The sequence below is a fragment of the Rhizobium sp. WYCCWR 11152 genome, from assembly GCF_013087615.1.
In the GTDB taxonomy this organism is placed as follows: domain Bacteria; phylum Pseudomonadota; class Alphaproteobacteria; order Rhizobiales; family Rhizobiaceae; genus Rhizobium; species Rhizobium indicum.
In genome coordinates, this window is sequence record NZ_JABFCP010000027.1 from 358,139 (window position 1) to 381,407 (window position 23,269).

The 23,269-nt window shown below is 62.1% G+C and carries 21 protein-coding genes; 10 read left to right on the forward strand and 11 right to left on the reverse strand.

The window, feature by feature from the left end; genetic code table 11:
- Window positions 1-4: 4 nt before the first annotated feature.
- Window positions 5-1,510 carry an L-arabinose ABC transporter ATP-binding protein AraG gene (araG, locus tag G9X67_RS33940; RefSeq protein WP_171600702.1) on the reverse strand — a complete coding sequence of 502 codons (1,506 nt, stop codon included), beginning with the start codon at window positions 1,508-1,510 and terminating at the stop codon, window positions 5-7.
- A gap of 70 nt (window positions 1,511-1,580) precedes the next feature.
- Entirely contained in the window at window positions 1,581-2,564 is a 984-nt protein-coding gene (locus G9X67_RS33945; protein ID WP_171600703.1) for an arabinose ABC transporter substrate-binding protein, read from the reverse strand.
- Window positions 2,565-2,777: 213 nt separating this feature from the next.
- On the opposite strand from G9X67_RS33945, the gene G9X67_RS33950 reads away from it, so the two are divergent.
- From G9X67_RS33950 to G9X67_RS33965, 4 genes are all read left to right on the forward strand, one after another.
- Entirely contained in the window at window positions 2,778-3,533 is a 756-nt protein-coding gene (locus tag G9X67_RS33950; RefSeq protein WP_003543153.1) for a FadR/GntR family transcriptional regulator, read from the forward strand.
- Between the two features lie 66 nt (window positions 3,534-3,599).
- Window positions 3,600-4,748, forward strand: coding sequence for a galactonate dehydratase (gene dgoD, locus G9X67_RS33955; protein WP_064249342.1), 1,149 nt, complete (start codon window positions 3,600-3,602; stop codon window positions 4,746-4,748).
- Window positions 4,749-4,901: 153 nt separating this feature from the next.
- On the forward strand, window positions 4,902-5,303 hold the full coding sequence (locus G9X67_RS33960) for a DoxX family protein (RefSeq protein ID WP_171600704.1): 402 nt from the start codon (window positions 4,902-4,904) through the stop codon (window positions 5,301-5,303).
- Window positions 5,304-5,392: 89 nt separating this feature from the next.
- On the forward strand, window positions 5,393-6,172 hold the full coding sequence (locus G9X67_RS33965; protein WP_171600705.1) for an SDR family NAD(P)-dependent oxidoreductase: 780 nt from the start codon (window positions 5,393-5,395) through the stop codon (window positions 6,170-6,172).
- A 16-nt stretch (window positions 6,173-6,188) separates the two neighbouring features.
- On the opposite strand, the gene G9X67_RS33970 is transcribed toward G9X67_RS33965, so the two are convergent.
- Window positions 6,189-7,406: an adenylate/guanylate cyclase domain-containing protein gene (locus G9X67_RS33970; RefSeq protein WP_138333164.1), complete on the reverse strand. Its 1,218-nt coding sequence runs from the start codon at window positions 7,404-7,406 to the stop codon at window positions 6,189-6,191.
- 63 nt (window positions 7,407-7,469) lie between these two features.
- Entirely contained in the window at window positions 7,470-8,495 is a 1,026-nt protein-coding gene (locus G9X67_RS33975; protein ID WP_171600706.1) for a LacI family DNA-binding transcriptional regulator, read from the reverse strand.
- Window positions 8,496-8,590: 95 nt separating this feature from the next.
- Between G9X67_RS33975 and G9X67_RS33980 the strand changes: the two genes are divergently transcribed.
- The 3 genes from G9X67_RS33980 to G9X67_RS33990 all read left to right on the forward strand — a co-directional run bounded on the left by G9X67_RS33980 (window position 8,591) and on the right by G9X67_RS33990 (window position 11,699).
- Window positions 8,591-9,778, forward strand: coding sequence for a phytanoyl-CoA dioxygenase family protein (locus G9X67_RS33980; RefSeq protein WP_171600707.1), 1,188 nt, complete (start codon window positions 8,591-8,593; stop codon window positions 9,776-9,778).
- Between the two features lie 92 nt (window positions 9,779-9,870).
- Window positions 9,871-10,692 carry an SDR family oxidoreductase gene (locus tag G9X67_RS33985; protein WP_171600708.1) on the forward strand — a complete coding sequence of 274 codons (822 nt, stop codon included), beginning with the start codon at window positions 9,871-9,873 and terminating at the stop codon, window positions 10,690-10,692.
- Between the two features lie 95 nt (window positions 10,693-10,787).
- The gene (locus tag G9X67_RS33990; RefSeq protein ID WP_171600709.1) at window positions 10,788-11,699 is read left to right on the forward strand and encodes an SMP-30/gluconolactonase/LRE family protein; all 912 of its coding nucleotides are present in this window, start codon (window positions 10,788-10,790) and stop codon (window positions 11,697-11,699) included.
- Between the two features lies 1 nt (window position 11,700).
- Here G9X67_RS33990 and G9X67_RS33995 read toward each other — a convergent pair whose 3' ends face one another.
- The 5 genes from G9X67_RS33995 to G9X67_RS34015 all read right to left on the reverse strand — a co-directional run bounded on the left by G9X67_RS33995 (window position 11,701) and on the right by G9X67_RS34015 (window position 16,808).
- Complete coding sequence (locus G9X67_RS33995; protein WP_171600710.1) at window positions 11,701-12,450, reverse strand: ThuA domain-containing protein; 750 nt, start codon at window positions 12,448-12,450, stop codon at window positions 11,701-11,703.
- Window positions 12,451-12,507: 57 nt separating this feature from the next.
- Window positions 12,508-13,590, reverse strand: coding sequence for a sn-glycerol-3-phosphate ABC transporter ATP-binding protein UgpC (ugpC, locus tag G9X67_RS34000; RefSeq protein WP_171600711.1), 1,083 nt, complete (start codon window positions 13,588-13,590; stop codon window positions 12,508-12,510).
- Between the two features lie 19 nt (window positions 13,591-13,609).
- Window positions 13,610-14,521, reverse strand: a complete 912-nt coding sequence (locus tag G9X67_RS34005; protein ID WP_171600712.1) for a carbohydrate ABC transporter permease — start codon at window positions 14,519-14,521, stop codon at window positions 13,610-13,612.
- 1 nt (window position 14,522) lies between these two features.
- Window positions 14,523-15,410, reverse strand: coding sequence for a sugar ABC transporter permease (locus G9X67_RS34010; protein ID WP_012759095.1), 888 nt, complete (start codon window positions 15,408-15,410; stop codon window positions 14,523-14,525).
- A gap of 105 nt (window positions 15,411-15,515) precedes the next feature.
- Window positions 15,516-16,808, reverse strand: a complete 1,293-nt coding sequence (locus G9X67_RS34015) for an extracellular solute-binding protein (protein ID WP_171600713.1) — start codon at window positions 16,806-16,808, stop codon at window positions 15,516-15,518.
- Window positions 16,809-17,011: 203 nt separating this feature from the next.
- Here G9X67_RS34015 and G9X67_RS34020 point away from each other — a divergent pair, with 203 nt between their 5' ends.
- The 3 genes from G9X67_RS34020 to G9X67_RS34030 all read left to right on the forward strand — a co-directional run bounded on the left by G9X67_RS34020 (window position 17,012) and on the right by G9X67_RS34030 (window position 21,373).
- Complete coding sequence (locus G9X67_RS34020) at window positions 17,012-18,019, forward strand: Gfo/Idh/MocA family oxidoreductase (protein ID WP_171600714.1); 1,008 nt, start codon at window positions 17,012-17,014, stop codon at window positions 18,017-18,019.
- A gap of 9 nt (window positions 18,020-18,028) precedes the next feature.
- A complete protein-coding gene (locus G9X67_RS34025) occupies window positions 18,029-19,027 on the forward strand; it encodes a LacI family DNA-binding transcriptional regulator (RefSeq protein WP_171600715.1) in 999 nt (332 codons plus the stop codon).
- Window positions 19,028-19,129: 102 nt separating this feature from the next.
- Window positions 19,130-21,373 (forward strand): glycoside hydrolase family 2 protein, encoded by a 2,244-nt coding sequence (locus tag G9X67_RS34030; protein ID WP_171600716.1) that lies wholly within the window; start codon window positions 19,130-19,132, stop codon window positions 21,371-21,373.
- Between the two features lie 6 nt (window positions 21,374-21,379).
- Here the strand turns inward: G9X67_RS34030 and G9X67_RS34035 are convergent, their stop codons facing one another.
- The gene (locus G9X67_RS34035; RefSeq protein ID WP_130762436.1) at window positions 21,380-22,495 is read right to left on the reverse strand and encodes an ABC transporter ATP-binding protein; all 1,116 of its coding nucleotides are present in this window, start codon (window positions 22,493-22,495) and stop codon (window positions 21,380-21,382) included.
- Window positions 22,496-22,498: 3 nt separating this feature from the next.
- The coding region (locus tag G9X67_RS34040) for a carbohydrate ABC transporter permease (RefSeq protein WP_171600717.1) at window positions 22,499-23,269 on the reverse strand (771 nt) is incomplete at its 5' end.

Here is a 23,269-nt window from a genome sequence, read left to right on the forward strand (position 1 = left end):
GGTTCTAAAGGGTGCCTGCGGCGTTCTTGTCGGGAAGCGCTGCCGTCAGGATGCTGCGCTCGTCGAAATCCTGGCGGGTGACATTGGCCGCCACCCTGCCCTGGCACATCACCATGATGCGATCGGAAATGCCCATGACTTCGGGCAGCTCGCTGGAGATCACCACGATCGCCATGCCGCCGGCCGCAAGCTCGTAGAGGATTTCGTAGATTTCCGATTTCGCCCCGACATCGATGCCGCGCGTCGGCTCGTCGATGACCAGCACCTTGATCGCCTGCTCGGACAGCCAGCGGCCGAGAATGACCTTCTGCTGGTTGCCGCCGGAGAGGTTGATGATGTCCTGCTTGCGCGACGGCGTTCGCACCCGAAGCTTCGCGATGAACCGATCGGCCAGCGCCGCTTCTTGTCTCGGGCTCAGAATGCCGAAAGGCGAAAAATGCCGGCGTGATGAGATCGCGATATTTTCTTCGATCGACCGGCCCTGGACGATGCCGTCGAACTTGCGGTCCTCGGGGCAAAGCACCATGCCGGCATTGATTGCCGCCTTCGGATTGTTCGGCGAAACGGCAACGCCGTCGATCGTCACCTGGCCCTGATGCCTGGTATCGGCGCCGTAAAGCAGCCGCGCCATCTCGCTGCGGCCGGCGCCGATCAAGCCGAAGAAACCGAGGATTTCGCCCTGGCGGACGGAGAAGCTGATCGGGTTGGACAGCCTTAACCCCGACAGGCCCTTGACCTCCAGCCGTACGTCGCCGAGCGCGCGTTCGCGCCATCCCCAGACATTGCTGATCTCGCGTCCGACCATTTCCGAGATGATCTGCTCACGCGTCGTTTTGGCGATCTGAGGATGGTGGGCGGCAAGTTTGCCGTCGCGCAGCACCGTCAGGCTGTCGCAAAGCCGGAAGATCTCGTCGAGACGATGCGAGACGTAGAGGATGACCGTCCCCTTCGCCTTCAACCTGTCGATGAGCGAAAACAGGATTTCGCTTTCACGCGAGGAGAGCGAGGAAGTCGGCTCGTCGAGCGCAATCACCCGTGCATCGAGCATGACAGCCTTGGCGATCTCGACCATCTGCCGTGCGCCGATCGAAAGCGAGGCGACCTTGGCCGACGGATCGACATCGATGCCGATCTCCTCGAGCTTCGACCGCACCGTCTCGATCAGCGCCTTCGAATGGATGACGCCGCCCTTGGCCGGAAAGCGTCCGAGCCAGAGATTTTCGGCGACCGTCAACTCCGGAACGAGTTGCAGTTCCTGATGGATGACGATGACGCCGGCATGGAAGGCGTCGCGGACGGACCCGTATCTCTGCTCCTCGCCGTCGATGAGGATATTGCCGCCATCAGGCGCCTGATCGCCTGACAGTACCCGGATCAGCGTCGATTTACCGGCACCGTTTTCGCCCATCAGGCCGTGGACGGCGCCCTTCTCGACAGTGAAGGAAACATCCGCCAGCGCCTGCACGCCGGGATAACCCTTGGAGATATTGCTGAATTCGAGGAAAGCCATCATCGCTCCGCCGAGAAGGACCCGGCGGCACGCTCAGCGGCCGCCGGACGATATCATCTTGGAAGGACGATCACTCGATGCCAAGATCCTTGCGGACCTTTTCGTAGTCGTCGCGCAGCGCCAGCGAACCGGAGGTCAGCGTCAGCTTTGCCGGCTCCTTGTCGTTGGCGATCCAGTCGTACATGTTGAGCGCCGTCTCGTAGCCGTGACGCTTCGGCGAGATGATGACGGTGCCGAAGAAGCCCGTCGCCGCCGGCTTCTTGAACTCGTTGATGGCCGATTCCGCACCGCCGATGCCGACACCGATGACGTTCGCCGCCGGAATGCCGACCGATTCGGAGGCACGGACGGCGCCGAGGACGGCTTCGTCGTTGAGGCCGAAGGCGACCCAGTATCTCACGTCGGCATGCTTGTTGAGAACGGTGGTTGCCGCGTTGAGCGCCGCTTCCGTATCCGTCTTCGCCTGCGGCGCATCATAGATGTTTTCGGCCGGGAAGCCGGCGGACTTCAGCACCGACATCGCGCCTTCGACACGGTCGACGGCCGTCGGCAGCTGGTCATAAGAGACCCGCACGGCGCCGACATTTTTCATGTCCCAACCGCGCTTCTTGATTTCGTCGACGATCGCCTGGCCGACGGTCTCGCCGATCTTGGTGGCTGAAATGCCCATATGCGGCACGTCTTCCAACGGCTTGCCGTCGGCGCTGACGAGGCGGTCGTCGACCGTCATCAGCTTCAGCTGGTTGGCTTCGGCCTTGGCGACGATGCCGGGGCCAAGCTTGACGTCGGGCGTGCAGATGATGAAGCCCTGCGCACCCTGGGCGCCGAGATTATCGATCGCCGACTGGACCTTCTCGCCGTCTTCGGCGCCGATCTTGACGACGGTGAAGCCTTTTTCCTTGGCGGCCTGGTCGGCGAATTTCCATTCGTCCTGGAACCACGGCTCCTCAGGCTGCTTGACGATAAACCCTATCTTGACGTCCGCGGAAAATGCCGAGCCGGCTGCCAGAATGGCGAAAGTGCCAGCCAGAATGGCTGCTTTGAACAAGCGCATGTCTCTCTCCCTAAACTCTCAAAAACCGAGCAGCTGCCTCCCAGGCAACGTCCAATGAATTATGATAAATCATCATACCAGTCAATTGCCAATGTATGATGATTGGAATAATAGGATTATTGACGAGATGCCGGGAGGAAGCGTCGCAATGCGGATCGAATTCGGATAATCAGGTTCGATTGCCTAGCACGCGAGACAGAGCGGAGAGGTGAGTTGGAAACAATCGAGCGACAGAGCGGGGCCGAAAGCCGCCGCATCGAGCGCCGCCCGCGCGTACGCCGCAACGTCACGGCGGCGATCGCTCAGGATATCTGTGCGGACCGCTATCCCGCGGGCTCGCCGCTGCCGCGCGAGAACGATCTCTGCGAACTCTACGGCGTCAGCCGCACCGTCATTCGCGAATCGCTGAAAGTGCTGGAATCCAAAGGCCTCGTCCGCGGGAAACCACGCATCGGAACCACCGTCTGCGACAAGGACGACTGGAATATCCTGGACGCCGACGTGCTTGAATGGATGGGTCCCTATATCAAGGATTTCGACCTGCTCGGCTGCATTCTCGAAGCCCGCCGCACCATCGAGCCGGCAGCCGCCGAATATGCCGCCGAGCGCGCCAGCGCCCAGGAGATCGCCGATCTTGACAATGCCTGGCGGCAGATGCGCGACAGCGCCCGCGACCCGGAAAGCTTCACCGATGCTGACGTCATGTTCCACACGGTGCTGCTTACCGCCAGCCACAATCAGGTCTTCCGCCGCCTGTCGAGCGCCATTCACGCGGCGCTGAAATATGCGCTGCATGCCTCCAATATCGGCGTCGAGAATCGCGAGGATGCGGTGCTTGTTCACGGCCAGTTGGTCGAGGCCCTGCGCATGCGCGACAAAGCAGGCGCCCGCGAATGCGCCAACCGCATGCTAGATCTTGCGGTGCGCGATCTTGCCGCCGCCGAAAAGGCGATCGGCAGAACGAAATGACCGATCACGGCAAATCTGCGGACGCGCCGCCGATCGCAAACCCGGGAAGAGACTGAAAGAACAGCGATGAAGATCACCAAACTCACCACCTATATCGTCCCCCCGCGCTGGCTGTTTTTGAAGGTCGAGACCGACGAGGGCATCGTCGGCTGGGGCGAGCCGGTCGTCGAAGGCCGTGCGCTCACCGTTCAGGCCGCCGTCCATGAGCTGGAAGACTACTTGATCGGCAAGGACCCTTTCCTCATCGAGGACCACTGGACCGTGATGTATCGCGGCGGCTTCTATCGCGGCGGCGCCGTCCACATGAGCGCGATCTCGGGCATCGACCAGGCGCTGTGGGACATCAAGGGTAAAGCGCTCGGCCAGCCGATCCATTCCCTGCTCGGCGGCCAGCTCCGTGATCGCATCAAGGTCTATTCCTGGATCGGCGGCGATCGGCCCTCGGATGTCGCCAACAATGCCAAGGAAGTGGTTGCCCGCGGTTTCAAGGCGATCAAGCTCAATGGCTGCGAGGAAATGCAGATCGTCGACACCAACGAGAAGGTGGAGAAAGCAGTCGAGACCATCGCCGCCATCCGCGAGGCGATCGGCCCGCATATCGGCATCGGCGTCGATTTCCACGGCCGTGTGCACAAGCCGATGGCGAAGGTTCTCGCCAAGGAGCTCGACCCCTACAAGCTGATGTTCATCGAAGAGCCGGTGCTTTCCGAAAACAAGGAAGCGCTGCGCGATATCGTCAACCATACGTCGACGCCGATCGCGCTGGGTGAACGGCTCTTTTCGCGCTGGGATTTCAAGCAGGTTCTGTCCGACGGCTATGTCGACATCATCCAGCCGGATCTCTCCCATGCCGGCGGCATCACCGAATGCCGCAAGATCGCGGCGATGGCCGAAGCCTACGACGTGGCGCTGGCGCCGCATTGCCCGCTGGGCCCGATCGCGCTCGCCGCCTGCCTGCAGGTCGATGCCGTCAGCTACAATGCCTTCATTCAGGAACAGAGCCTCGGCATCCACTACAACAAGGGCAACGACATCCTCGACTATATCTCCAACAAGGAGGTGTTCCACTATGCCGATGGTTTCGTCTCGATCCCGCAGGGTCCGGGTCTCGGCATCGAGGTCGACGAAGCCTATGTCATCGAGCGCGCGAAGGAAGGTCACCGCTGGCGCAACCCGATCTGGCGGCACGCCGACGGCAGCTTCGCCGAGTGGTGAGAGCGCATAACCCCGTAAATCGGAACCGATTTTCGGAAAGGATTATGCGCAACTCAAAGTGATAGGGTCGCGCAAGCGGCCCTTTTTCATTCACCGTGTAGGATGTCGGGGGTCTCGTCCGTCATAATGGAAGCTCAAAGAGGAGATTTCAGGATGGCCAGAGCAATCGCGATCATCGTCGCCCGCATCATCTTCAGCTTCGTCTTCTTCATGGCCGCCGGCTTCAAGTTTGCCGATATCGGCGCGACGGCGGGCTATATCACTGCCGCCGGCTTTCCGATGGCGACATTCCTTACCTGGATCGCTGCCTTCTTTGAGATCGCGCTGGCGCTCGCTTTCATATCAGGGGCCTTCTTCTCCGAGGCCAGCCTGCTCGCAGCCATCTATGTGATCTTCCTCGCTTTCGCCTTCCACGGTCCGTCCCATTGGCAGCAGAATCAGGCCGAGTTCGGCTTCTTCGTCGATCACTTTACCTTCCTCGCCGGTCTGCTCTTTGCCGCCGTCCATGGACCTGAGAGATGGGCGCTGAGCCACAGCCTCCTCAGGAGGCTCTAGCACCGCGCTCTAGCGACCTGCTCTCCTTCAGGAACCAACAGCCATGCGAAGCATTGGCTTACCGGCAAAACGGCAAGGAGAGCCCGCCCATGGAGCTGAAGGGAAAGATCGCGTTGGTAACAGGCGCCGGTTCCGGCATCGGCAAAGCCGCCGCGTTGCGGCTCGCTGCCGAGGGTGCAAGGGTCGCAGCATTGAGCCGCACCGCCGACGAAGTCGAAAAAACTTGCGCCGAGATCAAGGCCGCCGGCGGCCAGTCGATCGCGTTGACGGCAGATACCAGCGACGAAGCTCAAATGCGAGGCGCCGTGGAACAACTGACCGACACCTTCGACGGCCTCGACATCGTAGTCGCCAATGCTGGGATCAACGGTGTGTGGGCGCCGATCGACGATCTGAAACCGGAAGAATGGGACAAGACCATCGCCGTCAATCTGCGCGGCACCTATCTGACCCTGCATCTGACGGTTCCGCATCTGAAGCGCCACGGCGGCTCAATCATCGTCGTCTCTTCGATCAATGGCACTCGTACCTTCACCACGCCGGGCGCCACCGCCTACACCGCAACCAAGGCGGGCCAGGTCGCCATGGTCCTGCAGCTCGCCCTCGAACTCGGTCGACACGGCATCCGCGTCAATGCCGTCTGCCCCGGCGAAATCGAGACCAATATCGGCGCCAATACCGACAGCCGCCATCGCGAGGAGACGGAGGTTCCCGTCATCTGGCCTGAGGGCGATATCCCGATTGCCGGCGGCAAGGCAGGCAAGAGCGAGGACGTCGCCGAAACAATCCTTTTCCTCGCCTCCGAGCGCGCGCGGCACATCACCGGTACGCCGATCTGGATCGACGGCGGTCAGGGCCTGCTGCGATAGCCTTGCAGTCAGGAACTCAGCTGTTCAGCCGGGCGCTGTCGAGGGTATACAGTTCCTGCGCGCGCTGCACGCCGCGCAACGCATAACGTCCGACGCAGGCGAGTGCGGTACGCTGCTGCTCCGGTACCGCCGCGGCGAAATCGGAGGAGATCAACAGGTTGAGATCGACGGAACGACACATTGAGGCGATCCGGCTGACCTCGTTGACGGCAGGTCCGATAACGGTGAAATCCAACCGGTCCTGGCTCCCGATATTGCCGTAGAAGACATCGCCGATATGCAGGCCGATATAGACGTCGGTCGTCGCCCGGCCATCGGCCGCACGCGCGGCATTCAGTGTGGTGAGCTTTTCCCGCAGCAGCGATTCGGCGCTCAGCGCCGCGCGACACGTCTCCGCTGGCACCTCGCCCTTAAAGATGGCGAGCACACCGTCGCCGATCAGCTTCAGCACGTTGCCGCCGGACTCGTGGATCGCCGTGATCACCGCCTCGCTATAGTCGTTGAGCAGCGGGATGATCTCCTCCGGCGGCACGCTGTCGGAGATCTTGGTATAGTTCAGCAGGTCGGAGAACCAGAGTGCCGCGGAAATTCGCTCCGATTTGCCGCGGCTGATCTTGCCTTCCATCACCTGGCGCGCCGCGTCCTCGCCGAGATAGACCTCGGCGATGGTGCGGGCGATACGCCCGAGCGCGATACATTTGATCGCCAACCCCAACACCGGCACCAGCTTGCGCAGAATGGCGAGGTCGTGATCGGAAAAGCCCTCGGGATGTTTCGTCGCGAAATGCGAGAAGAAGCAATCCATCTCGCCGATCGTTCCGGCCTCGCTGAAACGATGCATCATCGCCACGAAATCCGTGTGACCGGCTTCAGCGATCGTATCGAGCATGGAGAAATCGATCGGATCGCCGAAGCCGAGACGCCGGCGTATCTCCCGCTCGTTGCGAGACCAAAGATGATAGAAGGCCGAACGCTGCCAGTTCGACGCCGCCTCCCCCGAGATCGTCGGACCATATTCGAACTCGGTCTGGATTTCCTCGATGCTGTCCCAGCGGAAGGCACGGCCCTCATGCACCGGATGCAGCGTATCCATCAGCGCCAGACCACGGTCGAGCGGCAGGCCGGCATCCCGGCAAGCCGAGCAGAAACCGGTCATGAGTTCGGCTTCCGAAACGCCCTTCAGTCCCTGCTCCGTGATCCAGGCTGCAATCGTGCTGACGTCGCTGTAATCCATGTTCTCACCTTCACTCGTGCTAAAGCGTAGCCCGAATTCGGCATTAAAGGAAAGCCAATTGGCTCACCCGGCCGCGGGCATATTGTAGGGCGTGACGATTTCGACGGATGAAAGCGAGGGCGTAACTGCGCGCGGCAATGCAGTCGCCCGACTCATGATCGCCCGGAAGGCCGAACGTGCATCGGTCCTGAGATCATGATGCAGCACGAAGCCGATCCGACGCGCCGCAAGCAGGGCGCGATTATCCGCATCGAGATCATGAGCGACGAAAACGCGGACGGGACGTTTGGCCGCGTCGAAGGCCGCCAGCACCGCCCGGTTGCCGCCGCCGATCGAATAGACGGCGTTGATGGCGGGATCGGCCGCAAGCGCTACCGCGGCAAGCGTTCCTGTCGCGGCATCGGTGCCGTGCCCCTCGCTGATTTCGGTAATTCCGATGTCGGGATAGCGGGCGCGGATGATGCGGCGAAAGCCGATTTCGCGCTCCTCCTCGCCGCGGAACCGTCCGCTCGACAGCGTCACCAGCACCTTGCCACCATCATTCCCGAGAAATTCGCCGATCAGATAGGCAGCGGTCTCTCCCGCTGCCCGGTTGTCGGCGCCGGCATAGGCGATGCGTGCCGAATTCGGCAGGTCGGTCACCAGCGTCACGACGGGAATGCCGGCCGCATCCGCCCGGGCAACGGCGGCCGCCACCTCGGCGACGTCAGGCGCCTTGAGTACGATGCCATGCGTGCCGCGCAGCCGGATGCGATCGAGAAGCTGCACCAGTTCGGCCGGCTTCATCACCTCGGCGAAATGGAACCGGCAGCGGAAGACGCCGGGCAGAAAGGTCGCCATCTCCGCCTCGAAGGCGGCGCGCACCGCATCGCTGAAACGCTGCGGCGTCTCCATGACGATATCGATCGCCAGCATGCGGCCGCTGCCCATCGCGCCGGCCTGCTGCTTCTCCAGTTCCGCGATCGCCGCCATCACCCGCATCTCGGTCTGCCGGCGCACGCCCGGCCTGCCGTTCAACACCCGGTCGACGGTCGCGGTGCTGAGCCCGGCCTGGAAGGCAATATCCTTGACGAGAAAGAGGTGTGCCATGCGACCGGCCTGATGGTTTTTTGATGGATTTCTGATCTATATCACCCGGCATCGCGGCGTATAGTGCCTCCATTGGAAAGAGGGAGGAGCCCGCCATGAAAACCGACAACCAGCAGAAACTGCGCGCCGACCGCGTCTGGCTGAGCGAAGACGCCTGCGATCTCGATGAGTTTCGCGCCCTTGCGGAAAAGACGACCGCGCTTGCCGATTACCCCTCGGCGTCTGCGGTCGAAAAAAACGTCCTGATCTATGACAGCCGCAAGGTGATGGCGGCGGCCGCAACGCCAGAAGGCCGACGCGCCGTGCTGGCGGAAGTCTGCGACGCCTTCGGCGAGGGTCCTGGTGTCGTCGTGTTCAAGCGCGCTTACGAAGACACCGGCATCATCGACCGGGCCAGCACGATCTTCGATGCGATCATCGAGGAACAGCACCGCACCTCGACCGGCGGCGGCGATCACTTCGCCAAGCCTGGCGCAAACGACCGGATCTGGAACTCGCTGGAAAAACACTGCCTCGCCGATCCGGCAAATTTCGCCGAATATTACGGCAACGCCATTATCGCGCTGGCAAGCGAAGCCTGGCTCGGCCCGAGCTACCAGATGACGGCGCAGGTCAACCGCGTCAATCCGGGCGGGGCAGCGCAGTCGGCGCATCGCGACTATCATCTCGGCTTTCAGTCGTCGAAGGTGATCGAACAATTCCCGGCACATGTGCATCGGCTCTCGCCGGTGCTGACGCTGCAGGGTGCGGTCGCCCATTGCGATATGCCGCTCGAAAGCGGCCCGACGCTCTTCCTGCCGCACAGCCAGACTTATTTACCCGGTTATCTCGCACTGAAGCGGCAGGAGTTCCGGGATTATTTCGAGACCAACCATGTCCAGCTGCCGCTCGAAAAAGGCGACGTCGTCTTCTTCAATCCCGCCCTCCTCCATGCCGCCGGCACCAACCGCTCGGCCGACATCAAGCGCGTCGCCAACCTCCTGCAGGTCTCCTCCGCCTTCGGCCGGGCAATGGAAACCGTCAATCGCGAGAGGATGAGCGCCAGGCTGTTTCCCGCCTTGAAGGCCTTTCAAGGCAGGCTCTCGCCTGACGAAATCGCCAACGCCGTCGCCGCCTGCGCCGAGGGCTACTCCTTCCCGACCAACCTCGACCGCGACCCGCCGCTCGGCGGACTGGCGCCGAAGACACAGGCGCAGTTGATGCATGAGGCGCTGAAGGAAGGCTGGAGCGATGAAGGTTTTACGGCAGCACTTGCCGAGCAGGCGCAGAAGAAGCTGAGCTGATTTGGAGCTCGAGCCTCGTACATCCGCACTGACATAAAAGCCTCCCGCACCCGCGGGAGGCTATTCGCACATCATCACAATGGAGGAACCACATGAGCACAGACCACGGCCGCCTCGACGGCAAGATCGCCATCGTCACCGGCGGCACGCAAGGATTGGGCGCGACCATCGCCCGCCTCTTCGCCGAACGCGGCGCGGAAGGCATAGTCATCTGCGGCCGCAACGAAGCCAAGGGCAAGGCAAAGGCGGCGGAGATATCGGCCGCGACTGGCGCCAGGATCGTCTACGTCAAGGCCGACCTCGGCAAGGTCGAGGATGCACAGCATGTCGTGCGCGCCTGTGACGAGACCTTCGGCCGTGTCGATGCGCTGGTCAATGCCGCCGCCATCACCGATCGCGGCACCATCCTCGACACCAGCCCGGAGCTCTTCGACGCCATGTTCGCCGTCAATGTGCGTGCGCCGTTTTTTCTGACGCAGGAGGCGGTGAAGGTTATGCGCCGTGAAAAGATCGAGGGTACAGTCGTCAATATCGGCTCGATGTCGGCCAAAGCCGGCCAGCCCTTCATCGCCGCCTATTGCGCCTCCAAGGGCGCGCTGGAAACACTGACGAAGAACACCGCCTACGCGCTCCTGCGCAACCGCATCCGCGTCAATGGTCTGAACATCGGTTGGATGGCCTCCGAAGGCGAGGACCGGATCCAGCGCGAATATCACCATGCACCCGCCGACTGGCTGGAGAAGGCGGCGGCAAGTCAGCCCTTCGGCCGTCTCGTCGATCCGCACGAGGTGGCGCGCGCCTGCGCTTACCTATCGTCTGCCGAATCCGGCCTGATGACCGGCTCAGTCATCTGCTTCGACCAGTCGATCTGGGGCGCTTATGACGGCTCGCCGCATCCGGTCGCGGCCCTCTGAGAAAACCTCAGCCCGGCATTTCCATCGCCGGGCTCTGGCACCTCCAGCTTTTTGCCGCTAGGAAAAGAACGGCAGCATTCAGGGAGGAAACTGGTATGGGCGACAATCCGATTTATGAGATCCGCGACGAGCGCTTCGGTGCAATGGTCATCGGCAGCGCCGGCCTCGAGGAGCTTTATTCCGGCTGCCGCTGGACGGAAGGCCCGGTCTGGTTTTCCGACCTGAACTGCCTTCTCTGGAGCGATATCCCGAATGAACGCATGATGCGCTGGACACCGGATGGGACGGTCTCCGTCTTCCGCTCGCCCTCCAACTACGTCAACGGCAACACCCGCGACCGGCAGGGCCGACTGGTCTCATGCGAACATGGCGGCCGCCGCGTCACCCGCACCGAGACGGACGGCACCATCACCGTTCTCGCCGACAGCTATCAGGGCAAGCGGCTGAACTCGCCGAACGATGTCGTCGTGCACTCCGACGGCGGGGTCTGGTTCACCGATCCGACCTACGGCATCCTGTCGGACTACGAGGGCCACAAGGCCGAGCCCGAGCAGTCCACGCGCAACGTCTACCGGATCGATCCGGCAAGCGGAGCGATCGATGCCGTCGTCGAAGATTTCATCCAGCCGAACGGCCTTGCCTTCTCGCCCGATGAGACGAAGCTTTATATTGCCGATTCCGGCTCCGCAAAACATGACGTGCCGCGCCATATCCGCGTTTTCGACGTCATCGACGGCAGAGCGCTTGCCAACAGCCGCTATTTCTGCAGCCTCGATGTCGGCCATCCCGACGGTTTCCGTTTCGATGTCGCCGGCAATCTCTGGACGAGTGCCTCCGACGGCGTGCACTGCTTTTCGCCCGACGGAACGCTGCTCGGCAAGATCAGGGTGCCGCAGACGGTGTCCAACCTCACCTTCGGCGGCCCCAAGAAAAACCGGCTCTTCATCACCGCGACGCGTTCGGTCTATTCGATTTATATCAAGACGACCGGCGCACAATATCCATAGATCAGGCCTTCGGTTTGTCGGGGCGGCCGTGCAGCGGCTCGGCCCGATGCCAGTTTTCCAGGATGCGGCCATCGGTGTGTTTCTGCTGCGCCCAGCGGACGCCGTTCGAGATCACCTTATGCACGGTCTTGTCGTGATAGATCGGATAGGTCTCGTGGCCCGGGCTGAAGAAGAAGATGCGCCCGCGCCCACGCTGGAAGGTGCAGCCGCTGCGGAACACCTCGCCGCCGGAATACCAGGAGATGAAGACAAGCTCGTCCGGCTGCGGAATGTCGAAAGGCTCGCCGTACATTTCCGAGGCATTGACCTCGAAATAGGGCGGCAGCCCCTCGGCGATCGGATGCGAGGGATTGACCACCCAGACGCGCTCCAAATCGCCTTCCGGCGTCTCGCGCCAGGAAAGGTTGGCATTGGTGCCCATCAGCCGGCGGAAGAGCTTGGAATGATGGCCGGAATGCAGAACCAGCAGGCCCATGCCCTTCAGCACACGCTGCTGCACGCGGTCGATTAGCCCGTCGCTGACCTCCTCATGCGCCATATGCCCCCACCAGAGCAGTACGTCGGTATCATCGAGCACGCTGTCCGGCAGGCCTTCATCAGGATCATCGAGCGTGCCGCGGCGGATTTCGAAATCCGGATGGGCAATACCTGACGCGATCGCTCCGTCGATACGATCAGGATAGATCTCCTGAACCTCCTTGTGAAGCTGCTCGTGGCGTCCCTCGTTCCAGATGGTGACCTTGATTGTCATGGCATTCCTCGATTTTTGGGCCTCGATGTCCAGGCTTTGATGTTTCAGGCGAAATTGTCAGGTGATTGCCGGACGGATCACCCGGCCGGCGGAATCGAACAGATGGCAGGCGGCGGGATCGGCCGTCAGCGGCACGCGGTCGCCCGGCAGCACGGCGATATCGCCTTCGGCGCGCACCACGATCGGCTGCTGCTGCGAACCGACGGTCATGTAGGTCTCGACGCCGAGCCGCTCGACGATGACGACCTCGGCGGTGAAATGGCCCTGGCCCTCGGCTGCGATCTTCAGATGCTCCGGCCTGATGCCGAGCTTGGCCTCGCCCTGCGGCACCGCGCCGTTCGCATCGGCCAGATCGAGCGAAAGCCCGATCGGGCTATCGAGATGCAGCTTGCCCGCCGATGGCCGCGTTGCGGTGACGGGAATGATGTTCATCTTCGGCGAGCCGATGAAGGTCGCGACGAATTCATTGTCCGGCTGATGATAGAGCGACATCGGCGCACCCTCCTGCGCTACCACGCCCTTGTTGAGCACGACGATGCGGTCCGCCATCGTCATCGCCTCCACCTGGTCGTGGGTGACGTAGACGACGGTCGCTTTCAGCTCGCGGTGCAGGCGCTGCAGCTCGGCGCGCATCTGTACGCGTAGCGCCGAATCGAGGTTCGACAGCGGCTCGTCGAACAGGATCAGCGCCGGTTTCTTGATGATGGCGCGGCCGATCGCCACGCGCTGGCGCTGGCCGCCGGAAAGGGCGGCCGGGCGGCGGTCGAGGTAGTCGGTGAGCTGCAGGATTTCGGCCACAGCTTCCACCTGCCGGCGGATCTCCGCCTCCGGCACCTTCTTCAGGCTGAGCGAAAAGCCGATATTTTCGGCAACGCTCATGTGCGGATAGAGCGCATAGGACTGGAACACCATGGCGATGCCGCGCTTATCGGGCGGCACGTCGTTGATGCGCTTGCCGTTAAGGATGAGGTCGCCCTCGTCGATGCCTTCGAGCCCGGCGATCATCCGCAGCAGCGTGGACTTGCCGCAGCCGGACGGACCGACGAAAACCGCGAATTCGCCATCTTCCACGGTGATGTCGACGCCCTTGATGACCTCGAGCGCGCCGTAGAATTTGCGAACGTTTCTGAGATTGATCATCTGTTTCTCTTTCTTGATCTCAGCCCTTCACACCGCCCGAAAAAGTCTGGACGAGGAAGCGCCGCGCAAAGCCGAAGGCGACGACGGCAGGCAGCAGATAGATGAATGCAAGTGCGGTCAGCAGGCCGTAATCGATCTCGTTGATGCGCAGGAAGGCGCGGAAGAGACCGAGCGGCAGCGTCTGCAGCTCTGGCGACGACAGGAGGATCAGCGGCAGCAGGAAATCGCCCCAGGCCGACATGAAGGCGAACAGCCCGGCGGCGGCAAGCCCGGGCAGTGCCAGCGGGATCAGCACCCGGCGGATGCGCTGGAAGAGTGTTGCCCCATCCATCAGCGCTGCCTCCTCGTAGTCCCGCGGCAGCCCATCGAAGAAGGTCTTCATGATCCAGAGCGCCAGCGGCAATTGCATCGTCGCAAGCACCAGGATCAGCCCGAGATAACCGTCGATGAAACCGGTCCAGCGCATGATGTCACGCGTATAGCTGCCGAAGATCGGCCTGAGCACTGCCGCTTCCGCATTGTTCAGCGTCAGCAGGAATTTGTAGAGCGGCACGACGAGCGCCGTCGGCGGCAGCACCCGGATGAGCAGGATCGCGTAGAGGAAGGGCAGCTTCCACCAGGCCCGGGTGCGCGACAGTGCATAACCGCCGAGTCCGGAAAGCACCATGACCAGCAGCGTCGCGCTAGCGACCACGAAGAGCGAGTTGAACAGCCACTTCGCCCCGTCCTCCTTGGTGAAGACTCTGACATAGTTGGCGAAGGTCCACTGCTCCGGCCAGTGCAGGAAGAGCTGCGCATTGCCGTCGAGCGAGGCGAGCAGCACCCAGAAGAAAGGCACCGCGCAGAAGATCGAGATCAGCGACAGCGTCGCATAGGCGATGAGGTCGGAGCGACCCTTGTTTGCAGTTTCGCTTGGGGAAACGACGGCCATGTCAGACCTCCACCTTCATGGCCCGGACATAGGCGATACCCAATATCAGAGAGATGACGAGCGCGACGACGGCGACCGCGGCACCATAACCCAGTTGGAACGCCGTAAAGGACTGGTTGTAGATATAGATGCTGACGACCTCGGTCGCCCCACCCGGCCCGCCGCGCGTCAACGCATAGACGAGGCCGAAGACGGCGATGGTGGAGACGGCCGAGATCAGCATATAGAGCAGGATCGTCGGCATCATCAGCGGCAGGGTGATGCGGCGAAACATCTGCGACGGGGTGGCGCCGTCCATGCGCGCTGCCTCGTAGATCTCCGCCGGAATGGTGCTAAGGCCGGCCGTCAACAGGATCATCGCCGTGGCGATGCCGCGCCAGGTGTTGACGACAATGATCATCGACAGCGGGAAGACCTGCAGCCAGTCCGCCGGCGTGATGCCGAAGAAGCTGACGATGCGGCTGAGTGTGGCATTGTCGCCGCCCGCCAGCATCGAGATCCACATGAAACCGGCGACGACTTCAGGGGCTGCGTTCGGCAACAGGATGATCGACGAGAACACCCGCCGAAAGCGGATCGGGCGGCGCAGCGCAATTGCCGAGATCAGGCCGAGCACGAACTGGCCGATCACCGCCGAACCGATGACGAAGACGAAGGTGACGAACAGCGAATTCCAGAACTTCGCGTCGTTGAAGAGCCGCGTGTAATTCCTGAAGCCGACGAAGCGGGGCCGAAGGGCCGCGGCCCCGGTCAGCGCCTCGTTGGTGAAGCTCAGATAGATCGAATAGAGGGCCGGATAGATGACGAAGGCCAGAAGCAGCACCAGCGAGGGCAGCAGGATCAGCAGCCATTGCCGCTCGGCGCGCTTTTCATGAGAGTTTCGGGCCATGGAAGCTCACAACCTTATCGATGGAACCGGCTTGTCGAATAAAAGCGGGAAGACGCGGGCGTTGGCGCCGCGTCCCCGTCCTGGCGGAAGAGACGATGCCGGTGCTTACTTGACCATGTCGTCGCCGAGCGTTTCCTTGACGTAGTCGACAAGGATCTTCTGGGCGCCGGCGGCATCGGTTTCCTTGCGCAGCAGCGCTTCGGTGGCGCGCGCCACACCTTCCGAAACCGTGCCGAAACCGGAGGCCTGCTTCAGGAACACGCCGTTCCCGGCCGCCGCATGGATCGGAACCAGTTCCGTCAGCTTCTGGAACTCGGCATTGTCAGCCGCACCCTTGCTGGCCGGGATGTTGCCGATGCGGGCGGCGTAGGAAACCTGCGTCTCGATCGAGCCGATCTCCATCAGCGCCTTGATCGCCAGCTCCGTATTGGCCGACTTGGAATTGACGGCCCATGGCGCAGCGAGGTTGGCAAGTACGTACTGGCCGCTGCTCTGGCCGGGAACCGTCCAGGTGCCGACCACCTTCGTCACGTCAGGGATGGGGTTCTTGCTTTCGCGACCCCAGTCGAAAATATAGCACCAGGAGCCGCAGGTGGTCGCGGCGAGCTTGCCTTCCGGGAACATCTGGTATTTCGGCACGACCCAGGGCTCGGGCCCGAGCAGCGGCTGCGTCGGCATCAGATCCTTGTCGATCAGTTCCTTGTAGACGTTGAAGACGTCCTTGATGCCCTCGCCATTGAGGTCGAGCTTGCCGTCGGCATCGACGAGCTGCGGCGTCTTGGAACCGACGAGCAGGTGCTGGAAGCCTTCGTCGAAGGCGCCGCTTCCCCAGGAGACGCCGGCCGGAAAGAGCAGGCCGTAGGCGCCGGTCTTCTGCTTGATCTCGGCCGCGCGGTCGAGAAGTTCCTGCCAGGTCTTTGGCTGTTCGGTGGAGATGCCGGCTTTTTCGAGAACGTCCTTACGGTAATAGATTTCCTGAATGCCGAGCATGAACGGCATCACATAGGTTTCGCCATCCGGGCTGACAGCAAGCTCCTTGGCGACGTCATAGAGGTTGGCGTAGCCGTCCCAGGCCTTGAACTCCTTGGTAACAGGCGCGAGGTAACCGGCTTCCACCATGTCGGAAACGGCAGCCGTCGTCGGGATGGAGAACAGGTCGGGCGCGTTGCCGGCGCCGAGCTCGGTCAGGAGCTTGGTAAGATAATCCTTGTCGGGTGCCGGATATTCGATGACCTCGACGGTGACGCCATATTTCTTTTCGATCCGCTCGACCGTCGACTTCATCGCGTCGATGCCGGCCTGACCATGATTTGCAATTCGGATTGTTTCTGCCTGCGCCAGCGTCGAAACCGCGCTCAGCAGAACGGCGCATAGGCCGCCAAGAACCATCTTCTTCAACGGAAGTCCTCCCTTTTGTAGAGACACGGCGCCCTCCAGCGCCTGTCGCGAAAATGTACACGCATTCCAAATGCTGGCAAGACGGTTTTTGAAAAGATTTGAACTTGAGTTTTAATATGCTGATATTACTTGTTTATTTAGATATTGCCATCGCCATACCGTTTGTGTAATCGTGTGCACAATCTATCCAGGGAGGAATTTTCATGTCTGAGAAATTGCGTCTCGGCGTCATCGGTGCCGGCTTGAAGGCGGCGGAATATGCCGAGAGCTGGGTCAAGATGCCGGAGATCGAATTTGCTGCACTCGCCGACACCACGGCGGCTTCGCGCCAGCGCCTGATCGACGTCTGCCTCGCCGCCGGCGCACCCGAGCCGAAGGGCTTCGAGGATTATCGTCAGATGCTCGCCGAATGCCGGGGCGAACTCGACATCGTCTACGTCTCCACCCCGCATACCTTCCATGCCGAGCAGGCAACCGCCGTCGCGGAGGCCGGCCTCGACCTCTTCCTGGAAAAGCCGATGGTGACGACAGTCGCTGAAGCCGAGAGGCTGATCGCCGCGCAGAAAAAGAGTGGCGTCACCATCGTCACCGCCTTCCAGGGCGGCCTGTCGCCGCTGGTGCTCGACACGCGCCGGCGGGCTCTCGCCGGCGAGTTCGGCGAGTTGATCGCCATATCGGGCATGATCTGGGAAAGCTGGTCGTCGAATTACCACGGCCACTGGAAGCAGCAGCCTGATATCTCCGGCGGCGGCTTCATGTTCGACACCGGCGCCCATATGATGAACACCGTCTGCCTGCTCGCCAATTCCGATTTCGACAGCGTCTCGGCCTATATGAACAATCACCGCAGGCAAGTCGATATCGCCACCGCCGTCTCCGCCCGACTGAAGAACGGCGCGCTGGCGACGTTGACGGCCGCCGGCGAAGGCCCTCCGGGCTGCGCTTCCTACATCACCTTCTTCTATTCGAAGGCGATCGTGCGCATCGACGCCTGGGGTGGCTGGCGCGAGATCAGTATCGGGCGTACCGCCGAGCCGCGCGAGGAAGCCGAGATTCTCGGCAACCCGATGAAGAATTTCCTCGCCATTCGCGAGGGAAAGATGGAAAACTCCGGCTCCGTTGAAATGGGCCTCAGATTCGCTAGGCTATGGGATGCAATCAAGGAATCGGCAGCGGCCGACGGTGCTTCCGTCAGGATCGTCGCCCAATAGGCGCTGAAGATGAGCGGTATGAGCAGACGGCGGATCACCTCGAAGGAACTGGCGAAACTCGCCGGCGTCTCCTCCGCCACCATTTCCCGCGCCTTTTCGCCGGATTCGCGCATCGGCAGCGCGACGCGCGACCGCATCCTCGCCGTCGCGCGTGAACATGGCTACCAACCGAACGCGATCGCCCGCTCACTGAATAACCAGCGGTCGCGCCTTGTCGCTCTGGTCGTCAATGCGATCGGCAACCCTTGCGAGGCCGAGGAGCAGCAGCTTCTCGTCCACCGTCTGCAGGCAAGACAATTGCTGCCGATCATCCTCTGCTGCGCCGATCATTCCGACCGGCTGCAGCTGATGCGCCTTGCCTCCACCTATCAGGTCGATCACGTCGTCGTCTTTTCCGACATGGTGTCGATGCAGGATGCGGTCGATATTTTCCACACGACGAAGCCGATCATCGTCTCCTTCGAGCCGCTCGACAACGAAAGCGTCTCCAGCATCCGCATCGACGGCGCTGAGGCCGCGGACGAGATCATCGACAAGATCGTCCACGACGGCAAGAAGCGTTTCGCCTACCTCTCCGGCACCAATTCAAGCTGGATCGACAAGCTCAGGCGAAAATGGTTCGCCGATGCGCTGGCCAAGCGCGGCCTTTCCTTCGAAGCGCAGGCCTTCGGTGACTACTCCTATGATTCCGGCTTCAAGGAAGCCGTGCTCCTGCTGCACCGTGACAAGGTCGACGCCATCATCTGTGGCAACGATGTCATGGCGATCGGTGCGCGCGATGCCGCCCGCCGGGTGCTCGGCAAGAACACGCCTGATGATATCGCCATCGTCGGCCAGGACGGCATCGCCATGGCCGCCTGGGATTGCAACGACCTGACCACGCTGAGCCTCGACCACGTCGCCTTCATCGATGCCGTCGTCGAACTGATCGAACGCCATGACGCCGAGATCGAAGGCCCGCACAGCATCACGCTCACCTGCACCGCCCGCTGGGGCTCGACCGCCTGACAGCTCGCATACCCATTGCATCAAGGAGGAATAGTATGACTCAATTTTCACGCGCCGAAAGGCGCCGCGCCGTCCCTGATGCCGTAACCGGGAGAGCCTGAAATGCGTTCCGTCGTTTCCTTCAACGAAGGCTGGAGTTTCCATGAGGGCTTCGGCCAGCGTTTGCTCGAAGCTTTCGATGCGGCCAAGTCGGTCAGCCTGCCGCATACCGCCGTCGAATTGCCCTTCAGCTATTTCGACGAGACCAGTTATCAGCGCGCCTTCACCTATCAGAAGGTGCTGCGCTGGCTGCCGGAGTTCGAAGGCCGCGAAGTCTCGCTCGTCTTCGACGCCGCCATGGCCGACAGCGTCGTCTATCTGAACGGCGAGGAAATCATTGCCCATAAGGACGGCTACACGCCCTTCGAGGCCCGCCTCACCGGCAAGCTCGTCAAGGGCGAGAACCTCGTCACCGTCAAGATCGACGGCAGCGAGAATCCCGACATTCCGCCTTTCGGCGGCCGCATCGATTATCTGACCTATGCCGGCATCTACCGCGAGGTCTGGCTGAAGGTCACCGACCCGGTCTCGATCCGCAATCTCAAGATCGAAACCACCGACGTTCTTCGCCCGGAGAAATCGGCGACCATACGCGTCGACATCGCCAATCCCGAGGGCCGCAGCTTCTCGGCGACGGTCACCGCCACGCTGAAACAGGCCGACGGCACGGTGGTCGCCACCGCCGCGACAGAAACGATCGGCAGCCGCACCACGCTCTCCTTTGGCGGCCTCACCGGCATCGCCCTCTGGGACATCACCGATCCCACGCTCTATGACGTCACCGTCGAGCTCAGGACCGAACACGGCTCCGACCGTGTCTCGACCAGGTTCGGCTTCCGCACCGCCGAATTCACGCCGGAAGGGTTTCTCCTCAACGGCAAGCCGCTGAAGCTGCGCGGCCTCAACCGCCACCAGGCCTTCCCCTATGTCGGTTATGCCGCCGGCCGTTCCGCCCAGGAGCGCGACGCCGACATCATGAAGACGGTGTTGAAGTGCAATATCGTGCGCACCTCGCATTATCCGCAGTCGAAATGGTTCCTCGACCGATGCGACACGATCGGCCTGCTGGTTTTCGAGGAGATCCCGGGCTGGCAGCATATCGGCGATGCCGACTGGCAGCAGGAATCGATCGAAAATGTCCGCCGTATGATTGAGCGTGACTGGAACCACCCCTCGATCATCATCTGGGGCGTGCGCATCAACGAATCGCAGGACAATCACGATTTCTACGCCGAGACCAACCGTCTCGCCCGTGAACTCGACAGCACCCGCCAGACCGGCGGCGTGCGTTATCTCACCGAGAGCGAACTGCTCGAAGACGTCTATACGATGAACGACTTCATCCTCGGCAACGAGGAATTGCCAGGCGCCAACCGCCCGCGCACCGCGCTGCGCGCCCAGCAGGAAAATACCGGACTGTCCCACAAGGTGCCGTACCTCATCACCGAGTTCAACGGCCACATGCACCCGACGAAGATTTATGACCAGGAGCAGCGTCAGGCCGAGCATGTGCGCCGTCACCTGGAAGTGCTGAATGCCGCCTATGGCGATCCTGATATTTCTGGCGCCATCGGCTGGTGCATGTTCGATTACAACACCCACAAGGATTTCGGCTCCGGCGACCGCATCTGCTATCACGGCGTCATGGACATGTTCCGCGAGCCGAAATTCGCAGCCTATGCCTATATCAGCCAGTGCGACCCTTCCGAGGAGATCGTCATGAAGCCGGCGACCTTCTGGGCGCGCGGCGAACGCAATATCGGCGGCGTGCTGCCGCTGATCATCCTGACCAACTGCGACGAGGTGGAGCTGCAATATGGCTCGCTCAGCAAGCGCATCGGTCCGGACCGCGAGAACTATCCGCATCTGCCGCACCCGCCCGTCGTGCTCGACCATCGGCACTTTACCGCCGATGAACTTGGCACCTGGGGCCTCGAATGGATCGACGGCACCTTCACCGGCTATATCGGCGGCGAGCCGGTGGCCAGCCTGACGCTGGCGGCCGATCCGCTGCCGACGGCGCTGGAAGTGGTTGCCGACAGCTCGACGCTGAAAGCCCGTGAACGCGACAGCACGCGCGTCATCATCCGCGCCCTCGACCAGCGCGGCCAGCGCCTGCCCTTCATGAACGACAGCATTTCGCTGAAGGTTCACGGCCCGGCAAGGATCGTCGGCCCGACCAACGTGCCACTGCAGGGCGGCACTGTCGGCTTCTGGTTGGAGGCGACGGGGTTCACGGGCGAGATCACCGTCGAAGCGGTCTCCTCGCGTTTCGCGCCGGTGACGCTCGGTGTGACGGCCGCCTGACGGCCGTCACCCAATCCTGAGCTGGCTATTGGGATCGAAGAACACCGCCTTGTCGAGATTGAATGCGAGGCGTGTGTTTTGTCCTGGTGCGATGCCGGTATCGGCGCGCAGGCGGGCGACGACGGATTTGCCGCCGAGCTTGGTGACGGCGAAGGTGTCGGAGCCGGCCGGTTCGACCACCTCGATCAGGCAATCACCCTCGGTCAGCGAGCGCGCCTTGCGGTCGGCGCCATCGGGATCGGTCAGCGCCTCCGGCCGGATGCCGAAGATCACCTGTCTGCCGGTATAGGCGGTCAGTCCGTCATTGCCTGATATGACGGGCAATCTCAGCGGGGCGGCATTCGGCCGCTCCAGCGAGACTTCGAGCCCGCCGGCGCCGTTTTCGACGGTGGCGTTGAGCAGGTTCATCGCCGGCGATCCCATGAAGTCGGCGACGAAGATATTGGACGGGCTGTTATAGATCTCGGCTGGCGTGCCGAACTGCTGCAGCACGCCATCCTTCAGCACGGCGATCTTGGTCGCCAGCGTCATCGCCTCGATCTGGTCATGGGTGACATAGACGAAGGTGGTGCCCATGCGCTGATGCAGCCGCTTGATCTCGGTGCGCATGTCGACGCGCAGCTTGGCATCGAGGTTGGAGAGCGGCTCGTCGAACAGGAAGACCTGCGGATTGCGCACCAGCGCTCTTCCCATGGCGACACGCTGGCGCTGGCCGCCCGACAGCTGGCTCGGCTTGCGGTCGAGCAGGTGGCCGATCTGCAGCATGTCGGAGACTTGGGCGATCGCCCTGGCACGCTCCTCCTTGGGCACGCCGCGGATCTCCATGCCGAAGGCGATGTTGCCCGCCACCGTCATGTTCGGATAGAGCGCATAGGACTGGAACACCATGGCGATGTCGCGCTTGGAGGGATGCAGCCCGCTGATGTCGCGCCCGTCGATCTTGATATCGCCTGAGGTGATCGTCTCCAGCCCGGCAATGGTGTTGAGCAGCGTGGACTTGCCGCAGCCGGACGGGCCGACCAGCACGAGAAAGCCGCCCTTTTCGAGTTCGAGGTCGATCCCCTTGAGAATGTCGACGGCGCCGAAGCGCTTTTTGAGACCGGAGATTTCGAGGAAGGCCATGGATTACCCTTTGACAGCGCCCGCCATCAGACCGCGCACGAAGTAGCGGCCGGCGAGGATATAGACGATGAGCGTCGGCACGGCGGCGATCATCGCCGCCGCCATGTTGACATTGTATTCGACCACCCCGGTCGAGGTGTTGACGACATTGTTCAGCGCCACCGTCATCGGCATGGTGTCACCGGTGCCGGCGTAAGCCGAGGCAAACAGGAAGTCGTTCCAGATATTGGTGAACTGGTAGATCACCGTGACGACGATGATCGGCAGCGAGTTCGGCAGCATGATGCGGCGGAAGATCTGGAAGAAGCTGGCGCCATCGACCTGGGCGGCCCTGACCAGCTCGGTCGGAAAGGCCTCGTAGAAATTGCGGAAGAACAGCGTCGTGAAGCCCAAGCCATAGACGACATGCACGAAGACCAGATTGACCGTCGGATTGCCGAAGCCGAAGTTGAAGCCCGTGGTATTCTGCAGCGTCATGCCGAAGCGGCCGAGGGAGCCCAGGATCGTTGCCATCGGCAACAGCACTGACTGGAACGGGATGAAGCAGGCAAACAGCATCAGCCCGAACACCAGCGTGTGGCCGGGGAAGCGCCATTTGGTCAGCACATAACCGTTCAGCGCCCCCATGATGGTGGAGATCGCGACAGCCGGCACGACCATCTTGATCGAGTTCCAGAAGTAACCCTTGATGCCGGCGCAGGTGAGCCCGACGCAGGTCTCGCCCCAGGCCTTGATCCAGGGGTCGAAGGTCGGCGATTGCGGCAGCGCCAGCAT